This window comes from Deltaproteobacteria bacterium IMCC39524 (genome assembly GCA_029667085.1).
Lineage (GTDB): Bacteria > Desulfobacterota > Desulfuromonadia > Desulfuromonadales > BM103 > M0040.
On the sequence record JARUHJ010000004.1, the window covers coordinates 56,176 to 72,405 of the forward strand.

Below are 16,230 nucleotides of genomic sequence, written 5' to 3' on the forward strand. Positions count from 1 at the left end.
GCCTTGCTTGTATCGGTATTCACGGATGTCGAAAAAGCTCAGGCCCTAGCTTGCTTGGCAGTGACCAGAATGTCAACTCGAGAAATCTCTGAAAACCAAATTCACCGCCAGACAACCCCTGGTTTCACACAAGACATTTATCGCCCAAATCAAAACGGCCCCGCCAGTAATGGCGGGGCCGTGGCCGTTTGATCCTGAAGGAGGGTTTGCAAACGGTAGAGAACGAATTATTCGTTGCTGGCTTTCGAAAGAACCAGATCTTCCTCGCCTTCGAGAGCACCTTCGAGTGCAGGAACTGCGGCTTTGCGGGTTTTCAAAGTGCCCGCGAGCATGGCACCGACAACCAGCAGAGCACCGGCAGCAGCAAAAGACATGGTGAAGCCACCGGTCTTGACGCGCAGCATCTCGGAGACGCGTACCAGTGCAAAGGCACCAACACCCCAGGCTGAGAAGAGGACACCGTAATTCATGCCGAAGTGCTTGGCACCCCAGAGGTCCTTGGCGAAGGACGGGAAGAGCGACAGGTTGGTCCCGTAGTTGAAGACCATGAAGGTTACCAGCAGAGGCATTGCCAATGGGTTGTTGTAAGTACCATCAATCACCGGAATAGCCAGGAACATCAGGACCGCCTGGAAGACGAGCATGATAACCAAAGTGTTGGCACGACCGATCTTGTCGGAGACCACGCCGGCGACGATACGACCGGCAGCATTACCGACAGACATGATGGCCACAACCAGGAAGGCCATCTCGCCCATACTGGCCTTGGCCAGGCCTTTAGCGCTACCGATGACCATGAGACCGGCACCAGCGCCGATGAAGAAACAGGTCCAGAGTGTATAAAATTTGGCCGTTTTGAGAATTTCTGAAGGCGCTTTATCCTCTGTAACGACCGCTTTGGCCGTAGACTTAGCAGCATTCGGATCAGCAACATAACCTTCGGGAGGATTGGCGAGGAACATGCCGAAGAAACAGGTGATGGCGACAAAACCAAAACCGAAGTAAAGCATCGATTGTTGCAGACCGTAGGCACCGAGCAGATACTGAGCCAGAGGAGCAATGTAGACTGACGCGAGACCGAAGCCGGCGACAACGATACCGGCGATCAGGCCGGTCTTGGCAGGAGGAAACCATTTCAAAGCAGGCGGGGTGGCAGCAGAGTAGCCGAAGCCGATGCCCATACCGGCCATGCAACCAAAGCCGACTATCCATGCCCAGTAGTCGGTGGTCTGCGAGATCCACATAAATCCGGTACCAACCATCAGGCCACCGATGATACAGGTAACGCGGGGACCGAACTTGTCCTGAACCTTACCGGCAACAATCATGGCCACAGCAAACATAAGGCAGGCCGTTGCGTAAGGGTCGTTGATTGAGGCCTTGTCCCAGGTAAAGGCTCCCGTTCCGCCTGCAGCGATTGACTCTGCGATAGCGCCTTTAAAGATACTCCAGGTATAAAGGATGCCCAGCGCCAGGTTGATGCCGGTCCCGGCCAGAACCACTGTCCAACCGCGTTTTGATGATACATTCTGCTTGCTCATGTTTTCCTCCCTTGTAATCGGTATTGAGTTATCCAAACCGTATTGTCTCAATTGCTGAACCCGGTATGACAATGGCCACCGGGCCTTGAAGGCTCCGATGACTGGTTTTCTTCTAGCGCCTCCGGGTTTTTGTAAATGCATAGGTTTCGCTCTTTTCCGCCACACGTTTGAGCAACTTATGACTAAGAACAATGGCAATCCGTATACCAAACAATCGGCACGCCTAAAAAAGTTTTTTTGTTCAATAATTACAGACACTTAACCACTAACTCTCGGAAGGTTCTGAGCTCTGGATAAAATCGTGTTTTTGCACAAACGCAAACAACGCCAGGACGCGGCCTGAAGGCATGGAGACTGGTCCGGGACAATGAAAAGAGGAGAAAGGGCGTATACAGTGGGGTTTACGATGGGAAGTAATGAGACTTAAAACGCGGTTTTGCATAACTGCAAGAGCTTTTCTGAAGCTTTTTGCAAAAATGCGAATTTTGTAGTCTTCTCTGCACAGCGAGTGACATAGCAAAGCAGAAGAACAAAAAAAATAGGGCCAACTAAATTGAGTCGGCCCCATTACAAATAATATTTTTTCCCGCTACGCGCTACACGCCACGCGCCACAGGACTACGCCCTGGAGACGAATCGTCCCTCACGCGTATCGACCTTGACCCTTTCATCCGTCTCGAGATAAGAGGGAACCTGAAGCCTCAGGCCTGTCTCTAAAACAGCTTCCTTGGTTTGCGCCTGGGCAGTGGCATTCTTGATCGCAGGTGCCGTCTCCGTAACCAGCAACTCCACGATCATCGGCGGCTCGATAGAGACAACCTGCCCTTCGAAAACGCCCATAATAACTTCGGTGCCGTCAAGCAAGAAGCCTTTCACCGGGCCGTACATATCATCGCCCAGTTCATACTGTTCATAACTCTCAAGGTCCATGAATACGCCATTGTCGCCATCGGCATAAAGGAATTGCCCTTTGCGCTTTTCAAAATCAGCATCGTCAACACGCTCACCGGCTTTGAATGTCTTTTCCAGCACTTGCCCAGTGAGCAGGTTACGGTACTTGGTTTTAATCAGGGTGCTGCCGCCGCGTGCTGAAGGACTCTGGCTGCTGAGGTCAAGAACCAGGCACGGAGCGCTATCAAGCAGAAAGACCAGCCCGCGTTTCAGATCGTTGGATGTCATATATACTTCTCCTTCAGGGAATCGTTTTTAACAGGTGCGGCAATGTAGCATAAGATGATCAGGCAGTGAAGTTGGATATACGTGCGATGTGCAGAAAGAGGAATCTAGAGTCGGAAGCGTTTAACTGCAAAAAGAGTCACATGAACTTTACCAGACAGCCATTCACGTAATAAAGGAATCAATCAGATTAAAGAGTTAATGATTATCGGCTTAAATAGGGCAAGGTCTTTTGCGAGAGCCCAGGGATGTTTCTCGTAAACATTCTTAGGTGTCAGGCTTGGGAGAGGACGGGCTCTCTTCCAACGTGTTCCCCCAGTTACAATGTAAGACAATTTATGGGGAGCTCTGACTAACCATGGCTAGCAGTTGGCACCCTCAATGCAATGATAGATTGCTAGTAAAGTATTCCTGCACGACAATATTTACAGCCTTTTCCGCAACGCCGCGGAATATCTCCATAATTTAAACTCAAAGTCGAGTCGCTCATTCGTATGTCGAGCTACGTTTGGGGTCTACCAAGCAAAAAAATTAGGCACGTGCTTCTGATAATTAAGCGCTGACTTGTCGAATTATAGTGGTTTTTGAGGATTGTTATGGTCTATCCGACATCAATGAATAGGTGCAATTTGCCACCGTGGGCGATTGCCTCGAAACATTACAACAGCCATCCTCAGGCCATCGAAATCCAGGGAGTTAGTCATAATGGACGACCGCTTTTTGAAAAGCTTGAGACAGAAGAAGACCCCGAAATACGTGGACTGATATTCCATGACTTCATGGATGTTCGTTACCAGTTGCATCAGTGGCAGCGCGAGGAGACGAAGAACAGCCGAAAAAGTCTAAAAAACAGTTACCTGCGTTTTTTGCGCGGCTGGTTATTTGACAGCAACTCGGTCGAGGGCGCGGTCCTCAAGGGTTGGGTGGAATCCCGGCTTGGCCTGCCCCCTACTTTTCACTACAAGGCAATCAACGATATTCACTCGGAAGCCTATTTCCGTTATACGGTTGACAGGATGAAGGGTTCTGAGCGAACCAGCGCAATTATGCCGCAGTTCGACCTGCTCTATGAGTTTGTTCAGTACGAGCTTTCGCGACGGTTTTCCGCCCGGACGCACCTGAAACTCTATCGGGGTATTTATGATTTTGATGAGCATCAGGTAATCGAAAAGTATGGCAAAAATCGTTACCTTTTGCGCCTTAATAACCTGAATTCCTTTACTGATGACTTTGAAAGGGCCTGGGAGTTTGGTAGCCGGGTTCTTGAAGTGGACGTGCCGATGACCAAGATCTTTTTCATGGGAGGCCTGCTACCGAAATCGCTCTTTAAAGGTGAGGGCGAGGTTCTGGTGATAGGTGGTGAATTTGAAGTCAAGGTTCTTATCGGGGGGTAACGCGACGCCAGGATGAGGGCAGCGAAAGTTAAAATCAAGGAATTTACAGGACAAACATCTTGAAGGATACTCTTCGACACACAAATAAGCATGACATTGAGGAGGCCTTAAAGATTTCCTCGTCCCGCATCCCTCGTCCCGCGTCTCTTGATTCTGTTTTTGAAAGAACTCGTGCTGCTTACCTGGGTCTTGCTATCGGCGATGCGTTGGGAGCCACCACCGAATTCATGATGCCTGGTGAGATCAAAGCCACTTACAAGGTACATCGCAAGATCATCGGAGGTGGTTGGCTTTATCTCAAGCCTGGGCATGTTACAGATGACACCGAAATGTCGCTGGCACTTGGGCGAGCACTACTAACAACCGGCACATGGGAATTGTCCCGGATTGCGGACAATTTCCTGGCCTGGATGAAGAGTAAACCTGTTGATATAGGTTCAACCTGTCGTCGCGGGATTCGTGATTACATGCTTAAAGGTCAGTTGGAGACACCATACAACGAGTGGGATGCCGGTAATGGCGCCGCCATGCGCATGGCCCCGGTCGCTCTCTTCACCTTGGGAGATGACGCTTTAATGGCACGTTGCGCCATAGCACAGGCTCACCTGACCCATAACCATGCTTTGTCCGATGCAGCCTGCATTGCTATCGGCACTATGCTGCAGAAGGCGATCTTCGGTTGCAACCGGTTTGAGCTACATGAGATAACCCGTGACCTGGTTGCAGAATATGGTAGCTTTCGATTTAACAACTATCGTGGCAACGCCAGCTCTTATGTGGTTGATACTTTGCAGACAGTCTTTCACTACCTGTTTACAACCGGCAGTTTTGAAGAGTGTCTGATCGGTGTGGTCAATCAGGGAGGGGATGCCGACACCACGGGTGCAATTGCCGGGATGATTGCAGGTGCCTTTTATGGGCTGGATGAGATACCGAAACGCTGGCTAAAGAAATTAAAGTCGGAGGTCAGGGAAGAGGTTGAGGACCAGGCAGTCAAGCTGGTCAAAATCTCGCCTTGGGGAGATCAGAACGCAGAAGAGATAGACGATTAAACTGACATTGGATCGATACGGTCTCACTTAGTAAAAGTTCAGGCTGTCGATACCCTACAGATCAATGCAAGGCTGTCGATTTCAGGGTTTTAGCTTTTTAGGCACTCATGATGCAATAGTGTCAGCTGTTAACTCTCACAAGAGAATAGGAGTACCATATTATGAAGCGTGCATTAGTTGTTGATGACGAACCCTTATTACGGCGTCAAGTCGCCGAAATCGTTTCTGGCTATGGGTTTGACGAAATCCTTGAGGCAGAAAATGGCGTTCAGGCTGTCGAGATAGCGATTCACCAGGAAGTCCTTTTGGTTGTCATGGATGTTGGCATGCCTGTTATGGATGGTATCACTGCTGCTGAAAAAATTGGCAAAGCGAAACCATTACCGATTGTTTTGGTGACCGCTAACACGGAAGCCGAAACAATTGAACGGGCGCGACTGGCCGGAGTGATGAATTATGTTGTTAAACCGGTTCGGGCCGAGCAGCTCTTTGCCGCTGTTGATCTTGCGATACATCAGTTTGTAGAGCTTTCCAGCCTCCGTGATGAGGTTTCCATGCTGAAGGAAACGCTCGAGTCCAGAAAAGTGATTGATCGTGCCAAGGGTGTGCTGATGAAGCGAGGAATGGATGAGCCACAGGCTTTTCGGCGTCTACAGAAGCTGGCAATGGATAAGCGTAAATCGTTGAGAGAGGTTGCTGAAGCGGTTTTACTGACAGAAGATTAATGACATTCCGGCCACAATGAGGTGACCGCAACTCTGGAGCAATGACGCTCGTTCGGAATGATTCCGTGCGGGCTTTATTTTTAGGTAGCGGATGCAAGACAACTTAATTTAAGGAAAAAGACGGTTATGGAAGATCTGAAAGAAAAACTGCCCCTTTCAATTGTTGCAGAGAAAATGAATACCACCCCCTTGAATGTTCTCATGCACATCAAGCGTAACCTGTTGCATGGAGTCGAAGAAGATGGCGTCTGGATGATCGATTGCCAGAGTCTCGAGGTCCTGCTGACAAAAACCGGTGGCAGCAAGGCCGAAGACGTGTGTGCCAGCGGTTGCAGCAAAAAACACTCCTGCGGCGGTGGTTGCAGTTAACGAAAGAGGGAATCATTATGGAACTCGAAATAAAACCTTCGGATCTTTACTTTAAATACCGCCGCAACAAGGAGTTGCGTGGTGAACCCAAATTTACCGGCAAGCCCGATTCCAACACTTATGATCGCGACGATCTCTACGACGTAATTCCCATGCTCAGCGCTGTGATGGATAAACTGCAGTGCCAGGACGCCAACGTCCTTCATCGCCTGGAAGAATTGGCCGGTGATGAAATGCCGAAATTCATAACCAGCCGTGAAGAGGTCTTTGATTTTCTGGTGAATGTCATGGGTGACATGCTTGGACAACCAACGGGTCTCAGCACGGATGACGCGGTTCACGAAGAAACAAAACCATAATGAAAGAGATCATTGGTGATATGTGGCAGGAGCACGCAGAAGGCGCTGTCGTGGCGATCACCACAAACGGTGCGGTGAATAAGGTCGGCAGGGCCGTTATGTTGCGTGGCTGTGCACGCCAGGCGAGGGAGCATTTCCCGGAGCTCATGAAAACGCTCGGTTCCTTGATTAGTCAGCACGGCAACCATGTCTTCGATCTCGGCCATCAAATCGTCAGCTTTCCGGTTGAAACTGATCCATACCAGGTTCCGGAAATGGGTTTGATCGAGCAGTCCTGCCGGGAGCTGGTTGAACTTGCCGATTACAAAGGCTGGCAGAAGGTTGTCGTGCCGCGCCCTGGTTGCGGTGGTGGCGGCCTGGAATGGCTGGAGGTAAAGACCATTCTTGAACGGCATTTCGATGAACGCTTTCATGTGATTACAATTCAGGAGCAATAGTATGCTAAGGGCACAAAAAGGTGACCGCGTCACGGTTCACTTCATCGGCACACTCGACAATGGCCATATCTTTGATCAACGTGATGGTGATGAACCGCTTTCCTTTGTTATTGGCGCAGGAGAAATTTTTCCCGACATGGAGACAGAAATCATCGGCATGAAAGTTGGTGAGGTGAAGAATATCCATCTTGCCGCAGAACAGGCGTACGGCTTAAGACTCGATGAGAACCTTCTGAAAATTTCACGGAATTTGTTTCCTGCAGATCGTGAGTTACGTATCGGTCGCAAATTGAACATTGAACTGGCTGGCAACGAGCAACGGATGATGAGGATTCGTCATGTTGATGAGCAGGAAGTGTTGCTCGATGGTAATCACGATTTGGCCGGGTGTGATCTGACCTTTGCATTGGAATTGATGGAGATCGTGTGAATAGATTCTGTTCATTCCTGTTCAACAGATGTGCATTTCGTAAGCACTTGAGACCATAGCCTTAAGTATATACCCACGTAACTACCCTAAAACAGGGGTTTTGTTTTTTTGGCACATCTGATGCTATATAGCTTTGACATCACAAAAAAGGTACACAGCTGTACCTCCTTCAGGCAAAGAGGCCCATTGAGTGAGTAACTGCATTCGTGGGCCTTTTCCATTTTGAGAATTCTGTAAATATCGCGGCACAATGATTGCGCCGCCGGGCATTGACGCCCTATCCAAATTGCTTGGGTAGGGCGTTTTGTATTTGTACATCAGGTTTTTCTTCGGACACATCAAAGGCGATGCCGCCGCGGGGAAGAACAGATGCACAGCAAACCAAGGCTTCTATGGGAGGCCTCACGAAAGGAACAAGACAATGGCTGAAAAGAAATTACGTCAAATCGCAATCTACGGCAAAGGCGGCATCGGCAAATCAACCACGACTCAGAACACCGTGGCAGGCCTCGCTTCCCTCGGCAAGCGGGTGCTTATCATCGGCTGCGACCCCAAGGCTGACTCTACCCGCCTGATCCTGCATGCCAAAGCCCAGGACACCGTTATGGACAAGGTCCGTGAACTCGGCACCGTTGAGGATCTGGAACTGGAAGATGTCTGTAAACGCGGCTACGGCGATGTTATGTGTGTCGAGTCGGGCGGTCCTGAGCCAGGCGTCGGTTGTGCCGGGCGTGGTGTTATTACCGCCATCAACTTTTTGGAAGAAGAAGGCGCCTACACCCCTGACCTCGACTACGTTTTCTATGATGTTCTCGGTGATGTTGTCTGCGGCGGCTTTGCTATGCCGATCCGAGAGAACAAAGCCCAGGAGATCTACATCGTCGTCTCTGGTGAGATGATGGCAATGTACGCCGCCAACAATATCTGTAAAGGGATCGTTAAGTACGCCGCCTCGGGCAGCGTGCGCCTGGCCGGCCTGATCTGCAACAGCCGTAACACGGACCGCGAGGCGGATCTGATTGAAGCTCTGGCAGCACGTCTCGGCACCCAGATGATCCACTTCGTGCCACGTGACAATCAGGTTCAGCGCGCCGAACTGCGCCGCATGACTGTCATCGAGTATTCCCCTGATCACAAGCAGGCTGGAGAGTATCGTCAGCTGGCTCAGAAGATCGCCGACAACGAAATGTTCGTCGTGCCGACTCCACTCGAGATGGAAGACCTGGAAGATCTGTTGATGGAATTCGGCATCATGGAAGCGGAAGACGAAAGCATCGTGGGCGTGGCGGAAAGTGCTTAAAGGAATTTGCCACGGAGACACGGAGAAAGCCAAACCCACTCAAAGAATGTTTGGGGGCAAGGCTTTTAACCATAAGAACTGATTCTCTCTGTGTCTCAGTGCCTCTGTGGCCAACATATTTTACAGGAGTTTCCCATGGCTGAAAGAAAGCCCATCAAGGGCATTACTACAGAAAAAACGGAAAACTTGATCGCCGAAACTCTGGCTGCGATGCCGGAGAAGGCGGCTAAGAAAAGGGCACCACACCTTGGCGCCAATGAACCGACCTCGTCAACCTGCGCGGTCAAATCCAACAAGAAAGTTGTTCCCGGCGTCATGAGTCAGCGCGGCTGTGCTTACGCTGGAGCGAAAGGGGTCGTCTGGGGTCCAATCCGCGACATGATCCATGTTTCCCACGGTCCGGTTGGTTGCGGTGTCTACAGCTGGGGAACCCGACGGAACCTGATGCAGGGCATTCCCGGCGTTACCTCCTTTCCGATGGACTTCACCAGTGATTTTCAGGAGCGAGACATTGTCTACGGCGGTGATTTGAAACTGGAAAAACTTTTGAAAGAGGCGGATGAGCTGTTTCCGCTCAACAAGGGAATGTCCATCCTCTCCGAGTGTCCGGTCGGCCTGATCGGTGACGATATCAACGCCGTCGCCAAGAAGATGGAGAACGAACTCGACAAACTGGTCGTGCCTTGTAACTGCGAAGGATTCCGCGGCGTCTCACAGTCGTTGGGTCATCATATCTCCAACGACTCGATCCGCGATCACATCATCGGCAAGTTCAAGTTCAAAGAAGAAGCAGGCCCTTATGATGTCGCTCTGATTGGTGATTACAACATTGGCGGAGACGTTTGGGCTGCCAAGCCAATCCTCGAAGAAATTGGCCTCAATGTTAAATCTGTCTGGACCGGCGACGGTGAAGTCGAAAAAATCGGCGCCACTCACTCGGTAAAACTCAACCTGATCCACTGCTACCGCTCGATGAACTATATGTGCAAGGTGATGGAAGAGAAATGGGACATCCCGTGGCTCGAGTACAACTTCTTCGGCCCGACCAAGATCGAAGAGAGTTTACGTGCTATCGGTGAGTTGTTTGACGACAAGATCAGGAAGAATGTTGAGAAGGTGATCAAGAAGTACAAGCCGGTCATGAAAGAAGTCACCGACGAGTACAAACCACGCCTGGAAGGCAAAACCGCCATGTTGTTTGTCGGTGGCTTGCGCCCTCGTCATACCATCGGTGCCTACGAAGATCTCGGTATCCAGATCACCGGCGCCGGTTACGAATTTGCCCATCAGGATGACTACGACCGCACTGCACCGGAGATGGCCAAAGGCACCCTGATCTACGATGACGTCTCCGAGTTCGAACTGGAGAGGTTCGTCGAAGAACTCAAGCCCGACCTGGTCGGTAGTGGCATCAAGGAAAAGTATGTCTTCCAGAAAGCCGGTATCCCTTTTCGCCAGATGCACAGTTGGGATTACTCGGGGCCGTATCACGGATACGAAGGCTTCAAGATCTTCGCCCGCGATATTGACATGGCGATCAATAGCCCGACTTGGGATTTGGTCAAGTCGCCATTTTAAATCAGCGTTAACCACGAAGATCACGAAAAACACGAAGGAAAACAATACTTTGCATGGCTTAAAATCTTAAACCATTTGCTTTAAAGCCTTTCTTCGAGGGCTTCGTGTCCTTCGTGGTGAATAAAAGGAGTCAGATAATGAGCGCAGCAGAAGCAGCAGTAAAATTTGTTACCGAGACCCCGGTCGAAGAGATCGAACGGGTCAAGGAATGGATCAATACAGAGGAATATAAAGAAAAGAACTTTGAGCGGACTGCCCTGGTCGTCAACCCGGCCCACGCCTGCCAACCACTCGGCGCGCAGATGGTCGCTACCGGATTCGAAGGCGCTCTGCCATTTATTCACGGTTCACAGGGTTGTGCCTCTTATTTCCGCAGTACCTTCAGCCGCCATTACCGTGAACCGGCGGCAGCGACCTGTGACGCCATGACCGAGGACGGTGCCGTGTTCGGCGGCCAGAACAATCTCTTTGAAGGCCTGCAGAATGCCTACGCCCTGTACAAGCCGAAGATGATCCCTATCTTTACGACGTGTATGCCGGAGGTTATCGGCGATGACCTGACAGCTTTTTCCAAGAACGCCAAACTGCAGGGGTATATCCCGGAAGATCTGCCAACCCCTTACGCGAACACACCGAGCTTTAACGGCTCCCACATTCATGGCTACGATGCCATGCTTAGAAGCATTCTGCAGACCGTTACCGAAGGGCAGAAGGTTGAGGGTAAGTGCACAGGCAAACTGAACATTATTCCCGGCTTCGATGGTAACGTGGGGAACCTGCGCGAATACAAGCGCATCCTCGAGCTGATGGGCATTCCTTACACCATGCTGGCCGACGTTTCTGACGTTTTTGACTCGGGTTGCGACGGTGAGTACAAGCTCTACCCCGGTGGTACCAAGATGGAAGATGCAGCGGAGTCGATCAACGGCAAGGCGACCATCTCCATGCAGAAATACTCTTCTGTCACGACGATGAAATGGATTGAATCAGAATATGACGGTGAGAAGGCGATTCTGCCGTTGCCGTTCGGGGTCAAAAAGACCGACGAAATGTTACTGAAGCTTTCCGAGCTTTTCGACAAGCCTATTCCTGAAGAGCTCAAGGCCGAACGCGCTCGCGCGGTTGATGCCATGACCGACGCCCAGCAATACCTGCATGGCCTTAAGTTTGCCATCGCCGGTGACCCTGATTACCTGCTCGGGATCGTTTCCTTTCTGCTCGAAATGGGTGCCCGTCCCTGGCATATCCTCTGCTCTCGCTCAACCAAAAAGTTCCAGAAAGAGATGCAGGCCCTGCTTGACACCTCGGTCTTTGGCGAAGGTTGCTCGATCTACATCAACAAAGACCTCTGGCACATGCGCAGCCTGTTGGTGACCGACCCGGTCGCAGGAATCATTGGTGATACCCATGCCAAGTGGGCCGCACGCGACGCCAAGATTCCCCTGTTTCGTATCGGCTTCCCGATCATTGACCGGGTCAACCTGCACCGTACACCGGTGGTTGGTTACAACGGAGCGATCAGTATGCTGACGATGCTCGCTAACAAGTTCCTCGATATTAAAGATGAGACCTGTGAAGACCAGTGGTTTGAGATGATGAGGTAGGAGAAGCTTTAACCACGAAGGACACAGAGAGCACGAAGAAAACCTCAAAGAAAGGCTAACGCTTGGGGTTAAAAGCAAAATCGATGGTCTTAACTTCGTGAGTTTCGTGTTCTTCGTGGTTACCTAAATATTATGATACGAACCAGACGTTTTGAAATTGTCAGCAGTACACAGCAGAGAGGTTTAAGAATGAAAGTCGCATTTGCCAGCACAGACAAAGTCCATGTCGATGAGCATTTCGGTAAGGCTGAAGAGTTTTACATCTGGGAGATAGGTCCGGAAGAAGCCGCCTTCAGCGGCGTCGCGCAGTTAAAGGCTGAGGAAGGCTTTATCGACGACAAGATTGAGGCCCGCACGTCAGTGCTCGCAGATTGTGCCCTGGTTTATGTCGGTGAGATTGGCGGTCCTGCTGCAGCGCGACTGGTGCAGAAGAAGATTCATCCGATCAAGAGTAAAGAGCATGAACCGATCACAGTGGTTGTCGAAAAGCTGCAGGAAGTACTCAAGGGTAATCCGCCACCGTGGTTAAGAAAAGCGATGATGAAAGGCGAAAGACCAAACTAAACAGGGGCTAGGAACTTGGGGCGTGGGCTTGATGATAAGACGGCTAACCCCAAAAATCTAGCAGCCAGCGACCGAATATATCAAGGAGAACAACAATGGCTTTATTAACAGGGAAAACATTTGGCGGGGAGGACTGGACGCCGACCTTTGTCATGAACATCGATTCCGAGAAGTGCATCGGTTGCGGGCGTTGCTTCAAATCTTGTGCACGCAAGGTGTTTATGCCTGAAGACCTTGTCGACGAGGAGACAGATTCAACGCGTATGATTATGACCGTTGCCAACCAGAGCAATTGCATCGGTTGCGCCGGTTGCGGTGTTGCTTGCCCGAAGAAGTGTTTTACGTTCAAGACGATGGAAATCTAAAGGCGGGGGCCAGGGAATGGGGTCTAGGGTCTGGTTTTGCCAGTCCCCAGCGTCCAGCAACCAGCCTCCGCATAATTTACGGAGTAAATTATGCTCATCGCAGTCACATCCAAAACCGGCACCGAGATCGACCAGCACTTCGGTCATGCCGAAAAATTTCGCATCTACAAGTATCGTAAAGGCGACCCGGTTCAGGTTTCGGAAGTCGCGGTTGAAAAGTACTGCTCTTTCGACCCGGATCATCCGTTTCGACATCGCCAGTTTGACGGCATCGCCGAGGCCTTGAAGGATTGTAAGGCGGTTGTGACGGCAATGATTGGTGAGCTTCCGAAACAGGAACTGGAGAAGCTTGGTTTCAAGGTGGTCAGCATGTCAGGACCTATTGAACCGGCATTGAAAGTAGCGCACGATGTCGTCTGTGACGGCAAATGTGCAGGCAATACAGAGAGATGTGAACATAAGTAGTGGGGATATGGGACGGTCCCCGGGAAGAGTGATTTTTCCAGAGATGCAATTGCCCAGGGCATGGGCAGGGTTTACCGAAAGGTGACCCTGCCGACTTTTTAAGGATTGAAACTACAGCGCGTTACAGAGTCGTATCGCATCATGAAGTAGGCAAAGACGCCCCGTATAGCTATCGCTTGCGGGGTTTTCATATGAAAGGAACAGACCCATGGCTACAGGATGCCCCATGATGAAAATGAAACGCCAGTCCGACCATCCTTGTTTCGGTGGCGATCACTCCAAAGCGGGTCGGATTCATTTGCCGGTTGCTCCCGGCTGCAATATCAAATGCGGTTTCTGCGAACGCAAGTTTGATTGCGCCAACGAGAGCCGCCCCGGAGTAACCAGTCAAGTTTTGACCCCGGAACAAGCAGTCGATCGGGTGCGCCTAGTGAAACGGCACATGGAAATGAAAGGTGGAGCTCAGCTCAAAGTTGTTGGAATCGCCGGACCCGGCGATCCCCTGGCCAATCCAAAGACTTTTGAGACCTTTGACCTTGTCAAGGCAGCTTTTCCAGAGATGACCCTTTGTCTTTCGACCAATGGCCTTCTGCTGACGGAATACCTCGACAAGTTACAACGGGTCGGCGTCCACAGCATTACTGTAACTGTCAATGCCCTGACTCCGGAAACGGGCGCTAAAGTGTACGAGTGGGTCAATTTTCATGGGACTCGGCTCTCTGGCGAAGATGGCGCTGCCGTACTTCTCAAGCGGCAGTTGGATGGGGTTCGTTATGCAGCGGCTGCAGGCATGATGGTGAAGGTCAATCATGTCTACATTCCCGGCATCAACGATCATGAAACGCTCGATCTTGCGGTCAAGATGCGCGAGTTGGGAGCAGAAATGATGAACATTATCCCGGTAATCCCGATCGGGTTATTTAAGGAGGTTGCTCCTCCTTCTGAGGCGACCATGGAGATGGTCCGAAATCAGGCAGAGTTGATTCTTTCGCAGGCACGCCACTGCAAGCAGTGTCGCGCTGATGCAGCTGGTGTCGTTGGTCAGGACATTGATCTTCAGGCTCTGAGCGCCTAAAGATCAGCGTAAAGCGATAAATCGACAAAGGAGATTTACAATGACTCCAGAAATGATTCCCTTTCTTGCCGCCTGTATCTTCGTCGTCGCCGTGATGTACGCCAGCGTAGGGCACGGTGGGGCCTCAGGATACCTGGCCGTGATGGCTCTCTTCAGCTTGCATCCCGAGGCACTCAAGCCGACGGCGTTAATGTTGAATATTGTTGTTGCCGGGGTGGGGACTTACCTTTACTGCACTGCTGGACAGTTCTCCTGGCGTGTGTTCTGGCCTTTTATGATCACATCGATTCCTGCCAGCTTCCTCGGCGGCGCCTTCAGCTTACCACCTGAACTTTATCGGCCAGTTCTCGGCATGATGTTGTTCTACGCGGCGTGGCGGCTCTTTGTGCGTCGCAAACATGATGAGTACGAGGCCAAGCCACCCACTTTTCTACTGGCCATGGTTGTGGGTGGTGTGCTTGGTTTTGCGTCTGGAATCATTGGCGTTGGAGGAGGAATCTTTTTGAGTCCTCTTATGATCTTGTTTCGCTGGGCCAGGGTGCGTGAGGTCTCCGGGATCGCGGCGCTTTTTATTCTGGTGAATTCAATCTCTGGTCTGTTCGGTCATCTGAGCAGCTTGCAGCATGTGCCTGATTATGCCCCCATGCTAGCTGGTGTGGCTCTGGTCGGTGGCACCATCGGCGCACTTTGCGGTAGCCGTCACCTGCCAGTAGCAACGATCCTCAAGGCGATGTCTTTCATGATGGTTTTAGCCGGGGGAAAGATGTTCCTGTTTTGAATTATCTACCGATTGGCTGGTTACTCACGCCCTTCAAAACCATTGACGAAATGCCGGTACAGCCATGCGCAGCTCGCGGTGTCTGTGGCTGGATCGAATTGCGTGCCGATCTGGCCGCCGGGCTTGACGACCTCCATGGATTTTCCCACCTGATCGTGCTCTACCATTTTCACAACCAGAGAGATGTTCGCCTCACGGTCACGCCTTTTCTTGATGATCGAGAGCATGGTCTGTTTGCGACCCGCGCACCCTGTCGTCCGAATCCGATCGGCCTGTCTGTGCTGCGGCTGCAAAAGGTAGACGACACCACGCTTGAGGTCATGGACGTCGACATGCTCGATGGAACCCCGTTGCTCGACATCAAACCCTACGTGCCAGCCTTCGACCAGCCCCAGGGCGACGTCCGAACCGGCTGGCTGAAGACGTCCGCACCAGGTTTGCTAACGGCCCGTTCCGATGAGCGTTTTAAACAGTCCTGAATCGGACTGGGAAGGAAAGATTATGGCTAAAGTGATTTTTTGGGAGAAGCCTGGATGTAAAGGCAATACTCTTCAGCAAGAAATCCTGATCGCTTCTGGTCATGAGCTCGATGTTCGTAATTTATTGACTGAAGCCTGGACGGAAGAACTTTTGGCTGGCTTTTTTGGCACAAGGCCGGTCGAGGAGTGGTTTAATCCGTCCAACCCTCAAGTTAAGACCCGACAGATCAGGCCTGCCGAGATTGGAGCAACTGAGGCCCTGTCGATGATGACCTATGACCCCCTGCTGATTGTACGCCCTTTGATGCAGGTTGGTGATGAGCGCCTGGCCGGCTTTGATGTGCAGGAAGTGCATAACTGGATCGGCTTGACCCTTGAGTCTTTCGGTGAGCGTGACCCGAAGAATTGTCCCTGTGTTGTTGCATCGTAAAGATCTGCCGACCTGGGTCCAGAATTCTCATCAAAATCAGGAGAGGAACCGACGCTTTTGGTATGTAACTGCTCAAATCTGGTCTGAAAAACAATGTAAAATTTGATCA

At 51.1% G+C, this 16,230-nt stretch carries 19 protein-coding genes; 17 read left to right on the top strand and 2 right to left on the bottom strand.

Going from position 1 to position 16,230, the window contains the following annotated elements; all coding sequences use genetic code 11:
* Positions 1 to 227: 227 nt before the first annotated feature.
* Both P9J64_10725 and P9J64_10730 read right to left on the bottom strand, forming a co-directional pair.
* On the bottom strand, positions 228 to 1,541 hold the full coding sequence (locus tag P9J64_10725; protein ID MDG5468790.1) for an OFA family MFS transporter: 1,314 nt from the start codon (positions 1,539 to 1,541) through the stop codon (positions 228 to 230).
* 618 nt (positions 1,542 to 2,159) lie between these two features.
* A complete protein-coding gene (locus P9J64_10730) occupies positions 2,160 to 2,720 on the bottom strand; it encodes an elongation factor P (GenBank protein ID MDG5468791.1) in 561 nt (186 codons plus the stop codon).
* 611 nt (positions 2,721 to 3,331) lie between these two features.
* Here P9J64_10730 and P9J64_10735 point away from each other — a divergent pair.
* The 17 genes from P9J64_10735 to P9J64_10815 all read left to right on the top strand — a co-directional run bounded on the left by P9J64_10735 (position 3,332) and on the right by P9J64_10815 (position 16,121).
* Positions 3,332 to 4,111 carry an NAD(+)--dinitrogen-reductase ADP-D-ribosyltransferase gene (locus P9J64_10735; GenBank protein ID MDG5468792.1) on the top strand — a complete coding sequence of 260 codons (780 nt, stop codon included), beginning with the start codon at positions 3,332 to 3,334 and terminating at the stop codon, positions 4,109 to 4,111.
* Positions 4,112 to 4,239: 128 nt separating this feature from the next.
* Positions 4,240 to 5,163 carry an ADP-ribosyl-[dinitrogen reductase] hydrolase gene (draG, locus tag P9J64_10740; protein ID MDG5468793.1) on the top strand — a complete coding sequence of 308 codons (924 nt, stop codon included), beginning with the start codon at positions 4,240 to 4,242 and terminating at the stop codon, positions 5,161 to 5,163.
* A 161-nt stretch (positions 5,164 to 5,324) separates the two neighbouring features.
* Complete coding sequence (locus tag P9J64_10745) at positions 5,325 to 5,888, top strand: response regulator (GenBank protein ID MDG5468794.1); 564 nt, start codon at positions 5,325 to 5,327, stop codon at positions 5,886 to 5,888.
* 126 nt (positions 5,889 to 6,014) lie between these two features.
* Positions 6,015 to 6,257, top strand: a complete 243-nt coding sequence (locus P9J64_10750) for a hypothetical protein (GenBank protein ID MDG5468795.1) — start codon at positions 6,015 to 6,017, stop codon at positions 6,255 to 6,257.
* Positions 6,258 to 6,274: 17 nt separating this feature from the next.
* Positions 6,275 to 6,616 carry a hypothetical protein gene (locus P9J64_10755; protein MDG5468796.1) on the top strand — a complete coding sequence of 114 codons (342 nt, stop codon included), beginning with the start codon at positions 6,275 to 6,277 and terminating at the stop codon, positions 6,614 to 6,616.
* Positions 6,616 to 7,053 carry an ADP-ribose-binding protein gene (locus P9J64_10760; GenBank protein ID MDG5468797.1) on the top strand — a complete coding sequence of 146 codons (438 nt, stop codon included), beginning with the start codon at positions 6,616 to 6,618 and terminating at the stop codon, positions 7,051 to 7,053. The genes P9J64_10755 and P9J64_10760 overlap by 1 nt, the downstream gene beginning before the upstream one ends.
* A gap of 1 nt (position 7,054) precedes the next feature.
* Positions 7,055 to 7,483: an FKBP-type peptidyl-prolyl cis-trans isomerase gene (locus P9J64_10765; protein ID MDG5468798.1), complete on the top strand. Its 429-nt coding sequence runs from the start codon at positions 7,055 to 7,057 to the stop codon at positions 7,481 to 7,483.
* Positions 7,484 to 7,904: 421 nt separating this feature from the next.
* Positions 7,905 to 8,783: a nitrogenase iron protein gene (nifH, locus tag P9J64_10770; GenBank protein MDG5468799.1), complete on the top strand. Its 879-nt coding sequence runs from the start codon at positions 7,905 to 7,907 to the stop codon at positions 8,781 to 8,783.
* Between the two features lie 135 nt (positions 8,784 to 8,918).
* A complete protein-coding gene (nifD, locus tag P9J64_10775) occupies positions 8,919 to 10,361 on the top strand; it encodes a nitrogenase molybdenum-iron protein alpha chain (GenBank protein MDG5468800.1) in 1,443 nt (480 codons plus the stop codon).
* A 137-nt stretch (positions 10,362 to 10,498) separates the two neighbouring features.
* Entirely contained in the window at positions 10,499 to 11,965 is a 1,467-nt protein-coding gene (nifK, locus tag P9J64_10780) for a nitrogenase molybdenum-iron protein subunit beta (GenBank protein MDG5468801.1), read from the top strand.
* A gap of 189 nt (positions 11,966 to 12,154) precedes the next feature.
* Positions 12,155 to 12,529 (top strand): nitrogen fixation protein NifX, encoded by a 375-nt coding sequence (nifX, locus tag P9J64_10785; GenBank protein MDG5468802.1) that lies wholly within the window; start codon positions 12,155 to 12,157, stop codon positions 12,527 to 12,529.
* Positions 12,530 to 12,624: 95 nt separating this feature from the next.
* The gene (fdxB, locus tag P9J64_10790) at positions 12,625 to 12,894 is read left to right on the top strand and encodes a ferredoxin III, nif-specific (GenBank protein ID MDG5468803.1); all 270 of its coding nucleotides are present in this window, start codon (positions 12,625 to 12,627) and stop codon (positions 12,892 to 12,894) included.
* 90 nt (positions 12,895 to 12,984) lie between these two features.
* The gene (locus P9J64_10795; protein MDG5468804.1) at positions 12,985 to 13,359 is read left to right on the top strand and encodes a NifB/NifX family molybdenum-iron cluster-binding protein; all 375 of its coding nucleotides are present in this window, start codon (positions 12,985 to 12,987) and stop codon (positions 13,357 to 13,359) included.
* A gap of 208 nt (positions 13,360 to 13,567) precedes the next feature.
* Positions 13,568 to 14,434 carry a radical SAM protein gene (locus P9J64_10800; protein ID MDG5468805.1) on the top strand — a complete coding sequence of 289 codons (867 nt, stop codon included), beginning with the start codon at positions 13,568 to 13,570 and terminating at the stop codon, positions 14,432 to 14,434.
* A gap of 40 nt (positions 14,435 to 14,474) precedes the next feature.
* Positions 14,475 to 15,212, top strand: a complete 738-nt coding sequence (locus tag P9J64_10805) for a sulfite exporter TauE/SafE family protein (protein MDG5468806.1) — start codon at positions 14,475 to 14,477, stop codon at positions 15,210 to 15,212.
* Positions 15,209 to 15,691 carry a tRNA (N6-threonylcarbamoyladenosine(37)-N6)-methyltransferase TrmO gene (gene tsaA, locus P9J64_10810; GenBank protein MDG5468807.1) on the top strand — a complete coding sequence of 161 codons (483 nt, stop codon included), beginning with the start codon at positions 15,209 to 15,211 and terminating at the stop codon, positions 15,689 to 15,691. Before P9J64_10805 ends, tsaA begins: the two co-directional genes overlap by 4 nt.
* A gap of 22 nt (positions 15,692 to 15,713) precedes the next feature.
* A complete protein-coding gene (locus P9J64_10815) occupies positions 15,714 to 16,121 on the top strand; it encodes a hypothetical protein (protein MDG5468808.1) in 408 nt (135 codons plus the stop codon).
* Positions 16,122 to 16,230 lie beyond the last annotated feature (109 nt).

Coding starts and splice junctions, on each gene's coding strand:
- P9J64_10800 (MDG5468805.1), top strand. CDS start 13,568: ATGGCTACAGGATGCCCCATGATGAAAATGAAACGCCAGTCCGACCAT.
- P9J64_10735 (MDG5468792.1), top strand. CDS start 3,332: ATGAATAGGTGCAATTTGCCACCGTGGGCGATTGCCTCGAAACATTAC.
- nifD (MDG5468800.1), top strand. CDS start 8,919: ATGGCTGAAAGAAAGCCCATCAAGGGCATTACTACAGAAAAAACGGAA.
- P9J64_10750 (MDG5468795.1), top strand. CDS start 6,015: ATGGAAGATCTGAAAGAAAAACTGCCCCTTTCAATTGTTGCAGAGAAA.
- P9J64_10815 (MDG5468808.1), top strand. CDS start 15,714: ATGGCTAAAGTGATTTTTTGGGAGAAGCCTGGATGTAAAGGCAATACT.
- P9J64_10805 (MDG5468806.1), top strand. CDS start 14,475: ATGACTCCAGAAATGATTCCCTTTCTTGCCGCCTGTATCTTCGTCGTC.
- P9J64_10795 (MDG5468804.1), top strand. CDS start 12,985: ATGCTCATCGCAGTCACATCCAAAACCGGCACCGAGATCGACCAGCAC.
- nifH (MDG5468799.1), top strand. CDS start 7,905: ATGGCTGAAAAGAAATTACGTCAAATCGCAATCTACGGCAAAGGCGGC.
- P9J64_10730 (MDG5468791.1), bottom strand. CDS start 2,720: ATGACATCCAACGATCTGAAACGCGGGCTGGTCTTTCTGCTTGATAGC.
- P9J64_10745 (MDG5468794.1), top strand. CDS start 5,325: ATGAAGCGTGCATTAGTTGTTGATGACGAACCCTTATTACGGCGTCAA.
- nifK (MDG5468801.1), top strand. CDS start 10,499: ATGAGCGCAGCAGAAGCAGCAGTAAAATTTGTTACCGAGACCCCGGTC.
- P9J64_10725 (MDG5468790.1), bottom strand. CDS start 1,541: ATGAGCAAGCAGAATGTATCATCAAAACGCGGTTGGACAGTGGTTCTG.
- P9J64_10765 (MDG5468798.1), top strand. CDS start 7,055: ATGCTAAGGGCACAAAAAGGTGACCGCGTCACGGTTCACTTCATCGGC.
- nifX (MDG5468802.1), top strand. CDS start 12,155: ATGAAAGTCGCATTTGCCAGCACAGACAAAGTCCATGTCGATGAGCAT.
- fdxB (MDG5468803.1), top strand. CDS start 12,625: ATGGCTTTATTAACAGGGAAAACATTTGGCGGGGAGGACTGGACGCCG.
- P9J64_10760 (MDG5468797.1), top strand. CDS start 6,616: ATGAAAGAGATCATTGGTGATATGTGGCAGGAGCACGCAGAAGGCGCT.
- P9J64_10755 (MDG5468796.1), top strand. CDS start 6,275: ATGGAACTCGAAATAAAACCTTCGGATCTTTACTTTAAATACCGCCGC.